Origin of the sequence: Xanthomonas albilineans (assembly GCF_002939705.1) — a bacterium.
Taxonomy (GTDB): domain Bacteria; phylum Pseudomonadota; class Gammaproteobacteria; order Xanthomonadales; family Xanthomonadaceae; genus Xanthomonas_A; species Xanthomonas_A albilineans.
In genome coordinates, this window is record NZ_MDCB01000010.1 from 92432 (window position 1) to 106856 (window position 14425).

At 63.2% G+C, this 14425-nt stretch carries 12 protein-coding genes and 1 tRNA gene; all 13 read left to right on the forward strand.

From position 1 onward, the window contains the following. Position 1 precedes the first annotated feature (1 nt). The 13 genes from XalbCFBP2523_RS10410 to XalbCFBP2523_RS10470 all read left to right on the forward strand — a co-directional run bounded on the left by XalbCFBP2523_RS10410 (position 2) and on the right by XalbCFBP2523_RS10470 (position 14357). Positions 2–751, forward strand: coding sequence for an NADH-quinone oxidoreductase subunit C (locus XalbCFBP2523_RS10410; protein ID WP_045756763.1), 750 nt, complete (start codon positions 2–4; stop codon positions 749–751). Next, positions 748–2055 carry an NADH-quinone oxidoreductase subunit D gene (locus XalbCFBP2523_RS10415; RefSeq protein WP_045765493.1) on the forward strand — a complete coding sequence of 436 codons (1308 nt, stop codon included), beginning with the start codon at positions 748–750 and terminating at the stop codon, positions 2053–2055. The genes XalbCFBP2523_RS10410 and XalbCFBP2523_RS10415 overlap by 4 nt, the downstream gene beginning before the upstream one ends. 157 nt (positions 2056–2212) lie before the next feature. Then, a complete protein-coding gene (gene nuoE, locus XalbCFBP2523_RS10420) occupies positions 2213–2740 on the forward strand; it encodes an NADH-quinone oxidoreductase subunit NuoE (protein ID WP_012915528.1) in 528 nt (175 codons plus the stop codon). A gap of 5 nt (positions 2741–2745) precedes the next feature. Continuing rightward, complete coding sequence (gene nuoF, locus XalbCFBP2523_RS10425; RefSeq protein WP_012915529.1) at positions 2746–4089, forward strand: NADH-quinone oxidoreductase subunit NuoF; 1344 nt, start codon at positions 2746–2748, stop codon at positions 4087–4089. Continuing rightward, positions 4086–6335, forward strand: a complete 2250-nt coding sequence (nuoG, locus tag XalbCFBP2523_RS10430) for an NADH-quinone oxidoreductase subunit NuoG (RefSeq protein ID WP_045765494.1) — start codon at positions 4086–4088, stop codon at positions 6333–6335. Before nuoF ends, nuoG begins: the two co-directional genes overlap by 4 nt. Beyond that, positions 6332–7423: an NADH-quinone oxidoreductase subunit NuoH gene (gene nuoH, locus XalbCFBP2523_RS10435; protein ID WP_012915531.1), complete on the forward strand. Its 1092-nt coding sequence runs from the start codon at positions 6332–6334 to the stop codon at positions 7421–7423. The genes nuoG and nuoH overlap by 4 nt, the downstream gene beginning before the upstream one ends. 3 nt (positions 7424–7426) lie before the next feature. After that, the gene (nuoI, locus tag XalbCFBP2523_RS10440; RefSeq protein ID WP_012915532.1) at positions 7427–7915 is read left to right on the forward strand and encodes an NADH-quinone oxidoreductase subunit NuoI; all 489 of its coding nucleotides are present in this window, start codon (positions 7427–7429) and stop codon (positions 7913–7915) included. A 9-nt stretch (positions 7916–7924) separates the two neighbouring features. Next, the gene (locus tag XalbCFBP2523_RS10445; RefSeq protein WP_045765495.1) at positions 7925–8575 is read left to right on the forward strand and encodes an NADH-quinone oxidoreductase subunit J; all 651 of its coding nucleotides are present in this window, start codon (positions 7925–7927) and stop codon (positions 8573–8575) included. Continuing rightward, the gene (nuoK, locus tag XalbCFBP2523_RS10450) at positions 8572–8877 is read left to right on the forward strand and encodes an NADH-quinone oxidoreductase subunit NuoK (protein ID WP_012915534.1); all 306 of its coding nucleotides are present in this window, start codon (positions 8572–8574) and stop codon (positions 8875–8877) included. The genes XalbCFBP2523_RS10445 and nuoK overlap by 4 nt, the downstream gene beginning before the upstream one ends. Positions 8878–8884: 7 nt before the next feature. Beyond that, positions 8885–11035: an NADH-quinone oxidoreductase subunit L gene (nuoL, locus tag XalbCFBP2523_RS10455; RefSeq protein ID WP_045765496.1), complete on the forward strand. Its 2151-nt coding sequence runs from the start codon at positions 8885–8887 to the stop codon at positions 11033–11035. Between the two features lie 20 nt (positions 11036–11055). Continuing rightward, a complete protein-coding gene (locus tag XalbCFBP2523_RS10460) occupies positions 11056–12558 on the forward strand; it encodes an NADH-quinone oxidoreductase subunit M (protein WP_012915536.1) in 1503 nt (500 codons plus the stop codon). Between the two features lie 36 nt (positions 12559–12594). Continuing rightward, complete coding sequence (nuoN, locus tag XalbCFBP2523_RS10465) at positions 12595–14070, forward strand: NADH-quinone oxidoreductase subunit NuoN (RefSeq protein WP_045766667.1); 1476 nt, start codon at positions 12595–12597, stop codon at positions 14068–14070. Positions 14071–14280: 210 nt separating this feature from the next. Beyond that, positions 14281–14357, forward strand: a tRNA-Met gene (locus XalbCFBP2523_RS10470). The last annotated feature ends 68 nt before the right edge of the window (positions 14358–14425 follow it).

The window sequence follows — 14425 nt, forward strand, 5'->3', positions numbered from 1 at the left end:
CATGGCAGAGCAAGCATCTTCCTTTAGCGACCGACTCGGTGCCCGTTTCCCGGGCAGCCGGGTGTTTGTGGCCTTTCCGCGCGGCGAAGTCACCCTGGAAGTGGCGGCCGATGCCTGGCACGCCACCTGTCTGGTGCTGCGCGACGAGTTCGGTTTCGAACAATTGACCGACTTGTGCGGCGTCGACTATCTGGGGTACGGCAGCGACGAGTGGGATACCTCGGACGTGTCCTCGCATGGCTTCAGTCGCGGGGTCGAAGGCAAGGCCGTGGGACGTTTCGCCTGGGGCGAGTTCCCCAGCGGCGAGGCCGATGGCGGCGCTCAGCCGTTGCCGGTGCCGCAGCAGCGCTACGCGGTGCTGGCGCAACTGATGTCCTACCGCCATAACCAGCGTCTGCGGGTGCGCTGCTATGCGCCCAACGAGGATTTGCCGGTGGTGGCCTCGGTCACCGATATCTGGCCCGGCGCCAACTGGTTCGAGCGCGAGGCGTTTGACTTGTTCGGCGTGGTCTTCGCCGGCCATCCCGACTTGCGGCGTATTCTCACCGACTACGGCTTCGTCGGCCATCCGTTCCGCAAGGACTTCCCGTTGATCGGCAATGTCGAAGTGCGCTACGACGAAGCGAAGCAGCGCGTGATCTACGAGCCGGTGACCTCGGTCGAGCCGCGCGTGGGCGTGCCGCGGGTGATCCGCGACGATGCGCGCTACCAGACCGCGGCGGGCGAAGCACAGAAGGAGTCCGCCAAGTGAGCGAGTACCAGCAGGCGCACGACGGGTTCGCCAGCAATCCTGCCGAAGCCAGGCAGGAGATCCGCAACTACACGATGAATTTCGGCCCGCAGCATCCGGCCGCGCACGGCGTGCTGCGCCTGATCTTGGAAATGGACGGGGAGACCGTGGTCCGCGCCGATCCGCATATCGGCCTGTTGCATCGCGGCACCGAGAAGCTGGCCGAGTCCAAGCCGTTCAACCAGTCGATCGGTTACATGGACCGCCTCGACTACGTGTCGATGATGTGCAACGAGCACGCCTACGTGCGCGCGATCGAGACCCTGATGGGCATCGAGGCGCCGGAGCGTGCGCAGTACATCCGCACCATGTTCGACGAAATCACCCGCATTCTGAATCACCTGATGTGGGTCGGCTCCAATGGCCTGGATCTGGGCGCGATGGCGGTGATGCTATACGCGTTCCGCGAGCGCGAAGAGCTGATGGACGCCTACGAGGCGGTATCCGGCGCGCGCATGCACGCGACCTACTACCGTCCCGGTGGCGTCTACCGCGATCTGCCTGACCGCATGCCCAAGTATCAGGAATCGCGCTGGCACAAGGGCAATGCGCTGAAGCGGCTCAATGCCGCGCGCGAAGGCTCGTTGCTGGACTTTCTGGAAGACTTCACCAACACCTTCCCAGGCCGGGTCGACGAGTACGAAACCTTGCTCACCGACAACCGCATCTGGAAGCAGCGCACCGTCGGCATCGGCGTGGTCACGCCGGAGAAGGCCTATGCCTGGGGCATGACCGGCGTCATGCTGCGTGGGTCGGGCATCGCCTGGGATCTGCGCAAGAAGCAGCCTTACGCCAAGTACGACAGCGTCCAGTTCGACATTCCGGTCGGTAGCAACGGTGATTGCTACGACCGTTATCTTGTCCGTGTCGCGGAGATGCGCGAGTCCAACCGCATCATCAAGCAGTGCGTGCAGTGGCTCAAAGCCAATCCCGGGCCGGTGATGGTCGAGAACTTCAAGGTGGCGCCGCCCAAGCGCGCCGACATGAAGGACGACATGGAAGCGTTGATTCATCACTTCAAATTGTTCAGCGAAGGCTACTGCGTGCCAGCCGGCGAGACCTATTGTGCGGTCGAAGCGCCGAAGGGCGAGTTCGGCTGTTACCTGATGTCCGACGGCGCCAACAAGCCGTTCCGCGTGCATTTGCGCGCGCCGGGTTTTGTCCATCTGTCGTCGATGGATGCGATCGTGCGTGGTCACATGCTGGCCGATGTGGTGGCGATGATCGGCACCTACGACCTGGTGTTCGGCGAGGTGGATCGATGAGGCCGCGACTCGGAGCCCTGGGTCCGCGGCCCGCCAAGAGCGGGCCTGTGGCGGCCGTACCGGCAAGTAGAACTGCAAATTTTGATGCGGCAGCGGTGAGCGGGAGAGGACTTTCACGGGTCCCGGGTCCCGGGTTCCGAGTCCCGGAGGTTTTGGCATGAAAGCGACAGGTAATTTCGAAACGGCGCGCGACGTCGATCCGATGGTGGTGCTGAGCGATAAGACGCGCGCGCACATCGATCACTGGTTGAGCAAGTTCCCGCCGGAGCGCAAGCGTTCGGCCGTGCTGCAAGGGTTGCATGCCGCGCAGGAACAGAATCAGGGGTGGTTGACCGACGAGTTGATCGTCGGTGTGGCCAAGTACCTGGAATTGCCGCCTGTGTGGGCCTACGAAGTGGCCAGTTTCTACTCGATGTTCGAAACCGAGAAGGTCGGTCGTCACAACGTCGCGTTCTGCACCAACATCAGTTGCTGGCTCAACGGTGCCGAAGATCTGGTCGCCCATGCCGAGAAGAAACTCGGTTGCAAGCTGGGTCAGTCCACCGCCGATGGTCGCGTCTACCTCAAGCGCGAGGAAGAATGTCTGGCCGGTTGTGCCGGCGCGCCGATGATGGTCATCAACGGCCATTACCATGAGCATTTGACCAAGGACAAGGTCGACGCATTGCTGGATGGGTTGGAGTAACGGTCATGGCACAGCATCCCCACGCCCCCACAGGTCCGGTCGGCCCTGCTCCACTGCCGCACCAAGTGGTCTACACCACGTTGCACTACGACACCCCGTGGTCGTACGAGAGCTATCTGAAAACCGGTGGCTACGCCGCGCTGCGCAAGATCCTCGACGAGAAGATCCCGCCGGAGCAGGTGATCGAGATGGTCAAGCAGTCGAACCTGCGTGGCCGTGGCGGTGCCGGCTTTCCGACCGGGCTGAAATGGTCGTTCATGCCCAAGAACGCGCCGCAGAAGTACATTCTGTGTAATTCGGACGAGTCCGAGCCAGGCACCTGCAAGGACCGTGACATCCTGCGCTACAACCCGCATTCGGTGGTGGAGGGCATGGCCATCGCCTGCTACGCCACCGGCTCGACCGTGGGCTACAACTACTTGCGCGGCGAGTTCCACCACGAGCCGTTCGAGCACTTCGAGCAGGCGCTAGCCGATGCCTACGCCAACGGCTGGCTGGGCAAAAACATCCTTGGTAGCGGCGTGGATATCGACATCTACGGTGCGCTGGGCGCCGGCGCTTACATCTGCGGCGAAGAAACCGCGCTGATGGAGTCGCTGGAAGGCAAGAAGGGCCAACCGCGCTACAAGCCGCCGTTCCCGGCCAACTTCGGTCTGTACGGCAAGCCCTCGACGATCAACAACACCGAGACCTACGCCTCGGTGCCGGCGATCATTCGCAACGGCCCGGAATGGTTCCTGGGGCTGAGCAAGACCAAGAACGGCGGGCCGAAGATCTTCTCGGTCTCCGGCTGCGTGCAGAAGGGCGGCAACTTCGAGGTGCCGCTGGGCACCACCTTCGACGAATTGTTGGAGATGGCTGGCGGGCTGAAGCCGGGCCGCACCCTCAAGGGCGCGATCCCGGGCGGCGTGTCGATGCCGGTGCTCAAGGCCGAGGAGCTCAAGGGCCTGCAGATGGATTACGACACCCTGCGCGCGCTGGGCACAGGCCTGGGCTCTGGCGCGATCGTGGTGCTGGACGACAGCGTGTGCTGCGTGAAGTTCGCCTGCCGCATCTCGCAGTTCTTCCACAAGGAATCCTGCGGTCAATGCACTCCGTGCCGCGAAGGCACCGGCTGGATGCACCGGGTGCTGGAGCGCATCGTCGCCGGCAAGGCAACCATGGAAGACCTGCATCAACTGCGCACCGTCGCCGGGCAGATCGAAGGCCACACCATCTGCGCCTTCGGCGAAGCGGCGGCCTGGCCGATTCAAGGCTTCCTGCGCCAGTTCTGGGACGAATTCGAGTACTACATCGTCAACGGTCATTCGATGGTCGATGGCAAAAAGGTGGAGGCAGCCGCCGCATGAGCGCACAACCCAGCAATCCCGGCGCAACTCCCGCGGTGGTGCCGGAGGGACACGTCACCGTCGAGATCGACGGCCAGTCCTTGGTCGTGCCGAAAGGCGCGATGATCATCCAGGCCGCCGACAAGGCCGGTATCCCGATTCCGCGCTTCTGCTACCACGAGAAGTTGCCGATCGCGGCCAACTGTCGCATGTGCCTGGTCGACGTGGAGAAGTCGCCCAAGCCATCGCCGGCCTGCGCCACGCCGGTGATGGACGGCATGAAGGTGCAGACCCGCAGCGACAAGGCGCTCAAGTACCAGCGCAGTGTCATGGAATTTCTGCTGATCAACCATCCGTTGGACTGCCCGATCTGCGATCAGGGCGGCGAGTGCGAACTACAGGACGTGTCGCTGGGCTATGGTCGTTCGGTCAGCCGCTTCAACGAGCGCAAGCGCGTGGTGGCGGACGAGGACATCGGTCCGTTGGTCGCCACCGAGATGACCCGCTGCATCCAGTGCACCCGCTGCGTGCGTTTCACCGCGGACATCGCCGGCACCTACGAGCTGGGCGGCATGTACCGCGGCGAGAACCTGCAGATCGGCACCTACGATGGCAAGCCGCTGACCACCGAGTTGTCCGGTAATGTCATCGACGTGTGTCCGGTCGGCGCGCTGACCAACAAGGTGTTCCAGTTCCGCGCCCGCCCATGGGAACTCACCGCGCGCGAGTCGCTGGGTTACCACGACGCGATGGGCTCGAACCTGTTCCTGCACGTGCGTCGTGGCGAAGTGCTGCGTACCGTGCCGCGCGACAACGAAGCGGTCAACGAGTGCTGGCTGTCCGACCGCGACCGCTATTCGCACCAGGGCCTGTACGCCGAGGATCGCGCACTGCGGCCGTTGCGCAAGGTCGATGGACAGTGGCGCGAAGTGTCGTGGTCCGAAGGACTTGCCGCCGCTGGCGACATCCTCAAGGCCAACCGTGGCGATGCGCTGGGCGTGCTGGCGCATCCGTCCACCTCCAACGAAGAAGGCGCGCTGCTGGCGCGTCTGGCCGATGGCCTGGACAGCGGTAATCTCGATCACCGGGTGTATAACCGCGATTTTTCCGATGCCGCGCTCGCCGAACCGTTCGCGCTGCCGCTGGCGCAGATCGAACAGGCTGATGTGGTGGTGATCCTGGGCAGCAATCTGCGCCATGAACTGCCGCTGCTGCACGCGCGCATCCGCAAGGCGCAGATGCAGCGCCAGACCAAGGTGTATGCGATCAATCCGGTCGACTTCGAGTTCGCCTTCGATCTGGCGGGTCGCCAGATCGTGGCGCCGTCGCGCTTTGCCGAGGCACTGGCCGATGGCGCGCTGCGTCAGGCGGTGCAGGGCGCCGCACGCGCGGTGCTGATCGTCGGTGCATTGGTCGAGAACCATCCGCAGGCCGCCGCGTTGCGTGCCGCCGCGCGCGACTTCGCCGCTGCCACCGGTGCTGCGCTGTGCCGCATTCCGCAGGGTGCCAACGCGCTCGGCCTGGCCCGTTATGGTGTGCTGCCGCGTGGCCGCAACGTCGCGGCGATGCTCGACCAGCCGCGCAGCGCGTATGTGCTGTACGGCCTGGAGCCGGGATTGGACTTCGCCGACGCGGCGGCGGCGCGTCGCGCGCTGGCAGGCGCCAAGGTGGTCGCCTTCAGCCACTTCGCCTGCGCCTCCACCCGCGATGTGGCCGATGTGATCCTGCCAATCGGCGCGTTGCCGGAAATCGAAGCGACGCTGACCAACCTCGATGGCAACGACCAGCGCACCCGCGCTGGTGGCACCTTGCCGGGCGAGGCCCGCGAAGGTTGGCGTGTGCTGCGTGCGCTCGGTGGCGAGTTGGGGCTGCCTGGTTTTGAATTCATCGATCTGGCCGGGCTGCGCGACAGCTTGCAGCCGCGCGAGGTCGCCGCGGCGACCTCGGCGCAGCCGGTACGGCAGGACGATGGCCTGGAACTGGCCGCAAGTCCGGCGATCTACCGTACCGACGCGGTGGTGCGTCGCGCGCAGGCGTTGCAGCAGCACCCGCTCAATCGTGCGCCCAGCGTGACTCTGCATCCGCAGGACGCGGCGCGACTGGGTCTGAACCCGGGGCAGATGGTCAAGGTCGGGACTGCCGCGGGCAGCGCCACGTTGCCGCTGGAAACGGATAAGCGGGTCGCGTCGGGCGCGGCCTGGATCGAAACGGGGCATGGCGCGACCGCGCCGCTGGGTGCCGGTCGGGTGACGGTGGTGGCTGCATGAACGAGATGCTGTTGAACGTGGTCGATCCGCTGCATCAGTGGTTCCTTGGCCTGGGCGCCCTCGGCGTGGTGCTGTGGATCGTGTTGAAGATCCTAGTGATCGCCGTGCCGGTGATCACGGCGGTGGCGTTCTACGTGGTCTGGGAGCGCAAGCTGATCGGTTGGATGCACGTGCGCCACGGTCCGATGTACGTGGGCATGGGCATCTTCCAGGCCTTTGCCGACGTGTTCAAACTGCTGTTCAAGGAAATCATCCAGCCCAGCAGTTCGCACAAGGCGATGTTCGTGATCGCGCCGCTGATCACCCTGGCCCCGGCGTTCGCGGCCTGGGCGGTGGTGCCGTTCGACGCCAAGCTGGTCTTGTCCAACGCCAATGCCGGCTTGCTGTATCTGCTGGCGATGACCTCGCTCGGCGTGTACGGCATCATCCTGGCCGGCTGGGCGTCCAATTCCAAGTACGCGTTCCTCGGCGCGATGCGCTCGGCGGCGCAGGTGGTCAGCTACGAGATCGCGATGGGTTTTGCCCTGGTCGGGGTGATGATCGCAGCCGGCAGCTTGAATCTCAGCACGATCGTGCAGGCCCAGGTTGGCAATTCTGGCTTCTTCGACTGGTTCTTGATCCCGCTGTTCCCGCTGTTCATCGTGTACTGGGTGTCTGGCGTGGCCGAGACCAACCGCGCGCCGTTCGACGTGGTCGAAGGCGAATCGGAAATCGTTGCCGGGCACATGGTCGAATACTCCGGTGGTGCGTTCGCGCTGTTCTTCCTGGCCGAATACGCCAACATGATCCTGGTCAGCTTCCTGGTCTCGATCTTCTTCTTGGGCGGCTGGTTGAGCCCAATCCAGGGTTGGGTGCAGGCCGACATCTCGCCGTGGATCGACTGGATCTGGAAGGGCGGCTGGCCTTGGCTGTTGGGCAAGGTGCTGTTCTTCGCAAGCGCGTACATCTGGTTCCGCGCCAGTTTTCCCCGCTACCGCTATGACCAGATCATGCGCCTGGGCTGGAAGGTGTTCATCCCGCTGACGATCGTGTGGATCGCGGTGACGGCGTTGATGGTGTTCTATGGCGTGATCCACAAGGGCGTGTAAGCGATGAATAAAATCACCCATTACTTCAAGAGTCTGTTGCTGCTGGAATTGCTCGGCGGCCTGTGGCTGACCTTGAAGTACACCTTCCGTCCCAAGTACACCGTGCTGTACCCGATGGAAAAGTTCCCGCAATCGCCGCGCTTCCGCGGCCTGCACGCGCTGCGTCGCTATCCCAACGGCGAGGAGCGCTGTATCGCCTGCAAGCTGTGTGAAGCGGTGTGTCCGGCGCTGGCGATCACCATCGACTCGACCAAGCGCGAGGACGGCACCCGCCGCACCACCCGCTACGATATCGATCTGTTCAAGTGCATCTACTGCGGTTTCTGCGAGGAAAGCTGCCCGGTGGATTCGATCGTGGAAACCCAGGTGCTGGAATACCACTTCGAAAAGCGCGGCGAGAACATCGTCACCAAGCCGCAGTTGCTGGCGATCGGAGACCGGCTTGAGGCCGAGATCGCCGAGCGCCGCGCCGCCGACGCTCCCTTCCGCTGAGGTTCCGACATGGATTGGGTCAATATCGCTTTCTGGATCTTCGCCACCATCGCCGCGGTTGCCGCCGGCGCGGTGATCAGCGTGCGCAACCCCGTGTACGCAGTGTTGTGTCTGATCCTGACCTTCTTCTCCATCGCCTGCGTGTGGCTGCTGGTGGGCGCCGAGTTCCTCGGCGTGACCCTGGTGCTGGTCTATGTCGGCGCGGTGATGGTGCTGTTCCTGTTCGTGGTGATGATGCTCGACATCGATAGCGTCCGCCTGCGCGAGGGGTGGGTGCGCTACCTGCCGGTCGGGTTGGTGGTGGCGGTGGCGATGCTGGTGCAGATGGTCACCCTGATCGGGGTCAAGGCGCGCACTGTGGCGCCGTTCCCGGCCGATAACGCCGCGGCGCAGGCGGCTGATACCTCGAACATCGCTTGGCTGGCCAAGACATTGTTCACCCAGTTCCTGCTGCCGTTCGAGTTCGCGGCCATCATCCTGACCGTGGCGGTGGTCGCGGCGGTGATGCTGACCCTGCGCAAGCGCACTGGTATCAAGACCCAGAACCCGGGCGAGCAATCCCGCGTCAAGGCCGGCGATCGTCTGCGCATGGTCAAGATGGACGCGGAGAAGCCCACGCTCCACACCCCGGCACCGGCATCGCAGGAGGGCCAGCCATGATCTCCCTAGGCCATCTGCTGGCGCTTGGCGCGGTGTTGTTCTGCATCAGCCTGGCCGGCATCTTCCTCAATCGCAAGAACGTCATCGTGCTGCTGATGTCGATCGAATTGATGCTGTTGTCGGTCAATATCAACTTCGTCGCGTTTTCGCGCGAACTCGGCGACGCCGCCGGCCAGTTGTTCGTGTTCTTCATCTTGACCGTGGCCGCGGCCGAAGCCGCCATCGGCCTCGCGATCCTGGTGACGCTGTTCCGTACCCGCCACACGATCAACGTGGCCGAAGTCGATTCGTTGAAGGGCTGACCCGCAGATGGATATCACTCTCTCCAAGAGTTTGTTGATCGCAGTGGTGCTCGCACCGCTCGTGGGCAGCATCGTCGCCGGCCTGTTCGGCCGTCAGGTCGGCCGCAAGGGTGCCCAGGTTGCGACCATCCTCGGCGTGGCGATCAGCTGCGCGCTGTCGTGCTGGACGTTGTATCAGCTGGTCGGGCAGGGCGCCGCGCCGTTCAATCAGAACCTCTACACCTTCTTCGAGGTGGGCCACTATTCGGCGCATGTCGGCTTCATGGTCGACCGCCTGACCGCGATGATGATGGTAGTGGTGACCTTTGTGTCGTTGCTGGTGCACGTCTACACCATCGGCTACATGGCCGACGATCCGGGTTACCAGCGTTTCTTCAGCTACATCTCCTTGTTCACCTTCTCGATGTTGAGCCTGGTGATGAGCAACAACTTCCTGCAGCTGTTCTTCGGCTGGGAAGCGGTGGGTCTGGTTTCGTACCTGTTGATCGGCTTCTGGTTCAAGCGCCCGACCGCGGTGTTCGCCAATATGAAGGCGTTCCTGGTCAACCGCGTCGGCGACTTCGGCTTCATCCTCGGCATTGCCGGCGTGCTGCTGTGGTTCGGTACGCTGGACTACGCCACCGTGTTCGCCAATGCCACCGCCGTGCTCGGCAGCGATGCTGCTGGTGGCATGGCCAATGTGCAACTGTTGCAGGGCCACCCATGGAACGTGGCCACCATCATTTGCATCTGCCTGTTCATCGGCGCGATGGGCAAGTCGGCGCAGGTGCCATTGCACGTGTGGTTGCCTGACTCGATGGAAGGCCCGACGCCGATTTCGGCGCTGATCCACGCCGCGACTATGGTGACCGCCGGCATCTTCATGGTGGCGCGGATGTCGCCGCTGTTCGAATTGTCGCAGACCGCGTTGAACTTCGTGTTGTGCATCGGCGCCACCACGGCGTTCTTCACCGGTCTGATCGGTATCGTGCAGAACGACATCAAGCGCGTGGTCGCTTATTCGACGCTGTCGCAACTGGGTTACATGACCGTGGCGCTGGGTGTGTCGGCGTATTCGGCGGCGGTGTTCCACCTGATGACCCATGCCTTCTTCAAGGCCCTGCTGTTCCTGGCTGCCGGCTCGGTGATTATCGGTATGCACCACGAACAGGACATGCGCAAAATGGGTGGCCTGCGCAAATACATGCCGATCACCTACTGGACCAGCGTGATCGGCACCCTGGCCTTGGTCGGCACGCCGTTCTTCGCCGGTTTTTACTCCAAGGACACGATCATCGAAGCCGCCAAGCATCATGCCGAGGGCGCTGCGTTCTGGAGCATCGCCAGCTACGGTTACTGGGCCGTGCTCGGTGGCGTGTTGATCACCAGCTTCTACAGCTTCCGCCTGCTATTCCTGACCTTTCACGGCCAGGAGCGTTTCCGCGACGCGCATGCGGCACACGACGATCACGCGCATCACGGCAGCGCGCATGATGCACATGCACACGATGCGCACGACGATCATGGGCATGGTCATCACGGCGCACATGAGCCGCACGAGTCGCCGTGGGTGGTGACGCTGCCGCTGGTATTGCTGGCGATCCCGTCGATCGCGATCGGTTTCTTCACCATCGGCCCCATGCTGTACGGCACCGACTGGGCGGGGCATCCGGCCGTGGAGGCGATCCAGGGCCAGACGGTCAGCTTTTTCACCGGCATTGTCGATTTTTATGATCCGGCGCGCGACACCATCGGCGCGCTGGCCGAGGAGTTTCATGGGCCGGTCGCGTCCGCATTGGCGGGGCTGGCCCAGCCTCCGTTCTGGTTGACCGTGGCCGGTTTCTTCCTGGCTTGGGGCCTGTACCTGTGGAAGCCCGAGCTGGCGGCAAAGGCGCGCAAGAGCTTTGCGTTGCCGGTGCGGATCCTTGAGAACAAATACGGCTTCGACAAGCTCTGGATCGGCGGTTTCGCCGGTGGCGGCCTGCGCCTGGGCAAGCTGTCGCGCGCGGTCGATACCCATCTCGTGGACGGCGTCATGGTCAACGGCGCCGCGCGCGTGGTCGACCTGGCGGCCAATCTGCTGCGCCGCACGCAGTCCGGGTTCCTCTATCACTATGCCTTCGCGATGATCATCGGTCTCATTGCCCTGTTGGGCGTGCTGATGCATTTCTGGCGTTGACCTGTACGGAATAAGATCACGTGTCGAACTGGCCTCTACTCTCTCTTTTGATCTGGCTGCCGATCGTCGGCGGCGCGCTGATCCTCGCCTTGCGTGATGCGCACGCGGCGCGTTGGGCGTCGCTGCTGGTGGCGTTGCTGACCTTCGCGCTCAGCGTTCCGCTGCTCACCGGCTTTGATTACGCCAGCGATGCGTTGCAGTTCGTCGAGACCCACGCCTGGATCCCGGCCTACAACATCGGCTACAACCTCGGCGCCGACGGCATCGCGGTGGCGTTGATCGTGCTGACCACGCTGGTGACGGTGCTGGCGCTGATCGGTGCCTGGACTTCGATCGACAAGCGGGTCAACCAGTACGTGGCCGCATTCCTGATCCTGGAAGGCGTCACCGTCGGTATCTTCTCTGCCACCGATGCGATGCTGTTCTACGTGTTCTTCGAGGCGATGCTGATCCCGATGTTCCTGATCATCGGCATCTGGGGCGGCCCGCGTCGCATCTATGCGGCGGTCAAGTTCTTCCTCTACACCTTCCTCGGCTCTGTGCTGATGCTGGTCGGGTTGATCTACCTGTACCTGAAGGGCGGCAGCTTCCAGCTCGCCGACCTGTATCATCTGTCATTGACGGCCAAGGAGCAGACTTGGCTGTTCTTTGCCTTCCTGATCGCCTTCGCGGTGAAGGTGCCGATGTTCCCGGTGCACACCTGGTTGCCGGACGCGCACGTCGAGGCGCCGACCGCCGGTTCGGTGATCCTGGCGGCGATCGCGCTGAAGATCGGCGGTTACGGGTTCCTACGCTTCAATCTGCCGATCCTGCCCGACGCCAGCAACGAGTGGGCGTGGCTGGTGATCGCGCTGTCGTTGATCGCGGTGGTCTATGTCGGTTTGGTCGCATTGGTTCAGGACGACATGAAGAAGCTGATCGCGTATTCGTCGATTGCGCACATGGGCTTCGTCACCCTGGGCGCGTTCGTCGCCTTCGCCCTGGTCGGGTTCGGGAGCGTGGATGCCGCGCGGTTGGGCTTGCAAGGCGCGATGGTGCAGATGATCTCGCACGGTTTCGTGTCCGGCGCGATGTTCTCCTGCGTCGGTGTGCTGTACGACCGCATGCACAGTCGTCGCATCGCCGACTACGGCGGCGTGGTCAACGTGATGCCGTGGTTCGCCACCTTCGCCATGCTGTTCTTCATGGCCAACGCGGGCCTGCCCGGCACCAGCGGTTTCGTCGGCGAGTTCATGGTGATCATGGCCAGCTTCCAGACGCATCCGCTGCTGGCCTTTGGGGCTGCGACCACGCTGGTGATCACCGCTGCCTACACCCTGTGGCTGTATCGCCGCGTGTTCTTTGGCGAGGTTGCCAACGCACACGTGGCCGAGTTGAAGGACATCAATGGCCGCGAGGCGCTGGTGCTGGGCGTGTTTGCGCTCGGCGTGCTCGCCCTTGGCCTGTATCCGAAGCCGTTGACCGACCTGATGGAGCCCTCGATCGCGAAGCTGGCGGCGCAGATTGCCACCAGCAAGTTGTAAGCGGCTGTCGAGCGTATTGATTCCAGAGACTTGATGATGACCACCCCTGCGCTGCTGCCCCTGACTACCGTTGACCTGCCGCCCTTGCTCCCTGAGTTGGCGTTGACGGCCGGTGCTTTCGCCCTGCTGATGCTCGATCTGTTCATCAGTGAGCGTAACAAGGCCTGGACCCACATCGTCTCGGTGGCGATCCTGCTTGCGGTGTTCGCCATGTTGCTGGCCGGCGTTGGCGGGCAGGGCACGGTATTCAACGGTATGTTCGTGCGCGATGCCGCTGCCGATGTGATGAAGACGGTGATCGTCGGTCTCAGTACGCTGACCTTGATCTACGGTTGGAGCTACCTGCGCGAGCGCAAGCTTTACCAGGGCGAGATCCCGGTGTTGGTGCTGTTCGCCACGGTCGGCATGATGATCCTGGTCTCGGCCGGTAGCCTGCTGATGGTCTACCTGGGACTGGAGTTGCTGGCGCTGTGTTCCTATGCGCTGGTCGCCTCCAGTCGCGACAACGGCATGGCCGCCGAAGCGGCGATGAAGTACATCGTGCTCGGTTCGCTGGCCTCCGGCCTGCTGCTCTACGGTATGTCGCTGATCTACGGTGCGACCGGTACGTTGAGTTTGAGTGCCATCCATGACGCGATCGGCAGCGGTCACGAGCGCACTTTGCTGCTCACCGGTACGGTGTTCCTGATCGCCGGCATTGCCTTCAAGCTCGGTGCCGCACCCTTCCACATGTGGTTGCCCGATGTGTACCAAGGCGCGCCCGCGCCGGTCGCGCTGTTCATCAGTTCCGCCTCGAAAGTCGCGGCGTTCGGTATGGCTTACCGTTTGCTGGAAGTGGGCGTCGGTCCGCTGTCAACGCAATGGCACTGGGTGATTGGTGGCCTGGCGGCGTTGTCGCTGGTGGTCGGCAATTTGATGGCGGTGGCGCAGAGCAACCTCAAGCGTATGCTGGCCTACTCCACGGTGTCGCATATCGGTTTCTTGCTGCTGGGTGTGGCCGGTGGTGGCGAGCGTGGTTATGCCGCGGGGCTGTTCTACGCGATTTGTTATGCGGTGATGTCCACTGCGGCGTTCGGCGCGATCATCGCGATGTCGCGCAAGGGCTTCGAGGCTGAGCAGATCGACGATTTCAAGGGCTTGAACGCGCGTAACCCGTGGATGGCGTTGCTGGTGCTGTGCATCATGGTCTCGTTGGCCGGTGTGCCGCCATTCCTGGGTTTCTGGGCCAAAATGGCTGTGCTGGGCGCGGTGGTCGCGGTGCCCGACCAAACCCTGTGGTGGACTGGCTTGGCCGTGCTGTCGGTGCTGTGCGCGGTGATCGGCGCGTTCTACTACCTGCGCGTGATCAAGGTGATGTATTTCGACGAGCCGGTCGGCGCGCCGTTGCCGGCCAACGACGACCGTGTGCTGGGGGTTGCGCTGTGCGTCAATGCGCTGGGCTTGTTGGCGTTCGGTATGGCGTGGAGCCCGTTGATGGCATGGTGCCAGCGCGCCTTTGCGCATTTGGCTTGAGAGGGCAGCGGCCCCGGTTTTCAAAACTGTTCGCGACGCCGCCGCCGAAAGGCGGCGTTGTCGTTTTACGCATACGGCGATGTGAGCGCTGTTTCGCCTGCGAGCGCAGGTGTTTGGTATGTGCCCTGCGGTCGGCTGGAATCTAGGTCACATCAAAATGCGATCAGGGCTTGCAAGTGCGTCGCTAAGTCTTCATAATTCCGCTTCTGCTGCGGGGTGGAGCAGTCTGGCAGCTCGTCGGGCTCATAACCCGAAGGTCGCAGGTTCAAATCCTGCCCCCGCTACCATATTTGTTTTCTGCAACAATCAGCACAACGGTTGTTTGTAAGAGATAAGTTTGGGCTTCGCGATGACG

Coding starts and splice junctions, on each gene's coding strand:
- XalbCFBP2523_RS10410 (WP_045756763.1), top strand. CDS start 2: ATGGCAGAGCAAGCATCTTCCTTTAGCGACCGACTCGGTGCCCGTTTC.
- nuoE (WP_012915528.1), top strand. CDS start 2,213: ATGAAAGCGACAGGTAATTTCGAAACGGCGCGCGACGTCGATCCGATG.
- nuoF (WP_012915529.1), top strand. CDS start 2,746: ATGGCACAGCATCCCCACGCCCCCACAGGTCCGGTCGGCCCTGCTCCA.
- nuoG (WP_045765494.1), top strand. CDS start 4,086: ATGAGCGCACAACCCAGCAATCCCGGCGCAACTCCCGCGGTGGTGCCG.
- nuoH (WP_012915531.1), top strand. CDS start 6,332: ATGAACGAGATGCTGTTGAACGTGGTCGATCCGCTGCATCAGTGGTTC.
- nuoI (WP_012915532.1), top strand. CDS start 7,427: ATGAATAAAATCACCCATTACTTCAAGAGTCTGTTGCTGCTGGAATTG.
- XalbCFBP2523_RS10445 (WP_045765495.1), top strand. CDS start 7,925: ATGGATTGGGTCAATATCGCTTTCTGGATCTTCGCCACCATCGCCGCG.
- nuoK (WP_012915534.1), top strand. CDS start 8,572: ATGATCTCCCTAGGCCATCTGCTGGCGCTTGGCGCGGTGTTGTTCTGC.
- nuoL (WP_045765496.1), top strand. CDS start 8,885: ATGGATATCACTCTCTCCAAGAGTTTGTTGATCGCAGTGGTGCTCGCA.
- nuoN (WP_045766667.1), top strand. CDS start 12,595: ATGACCACCCCTGCGCTGCTGCCCCTGACTACCGTTGACCTGCCGCCC.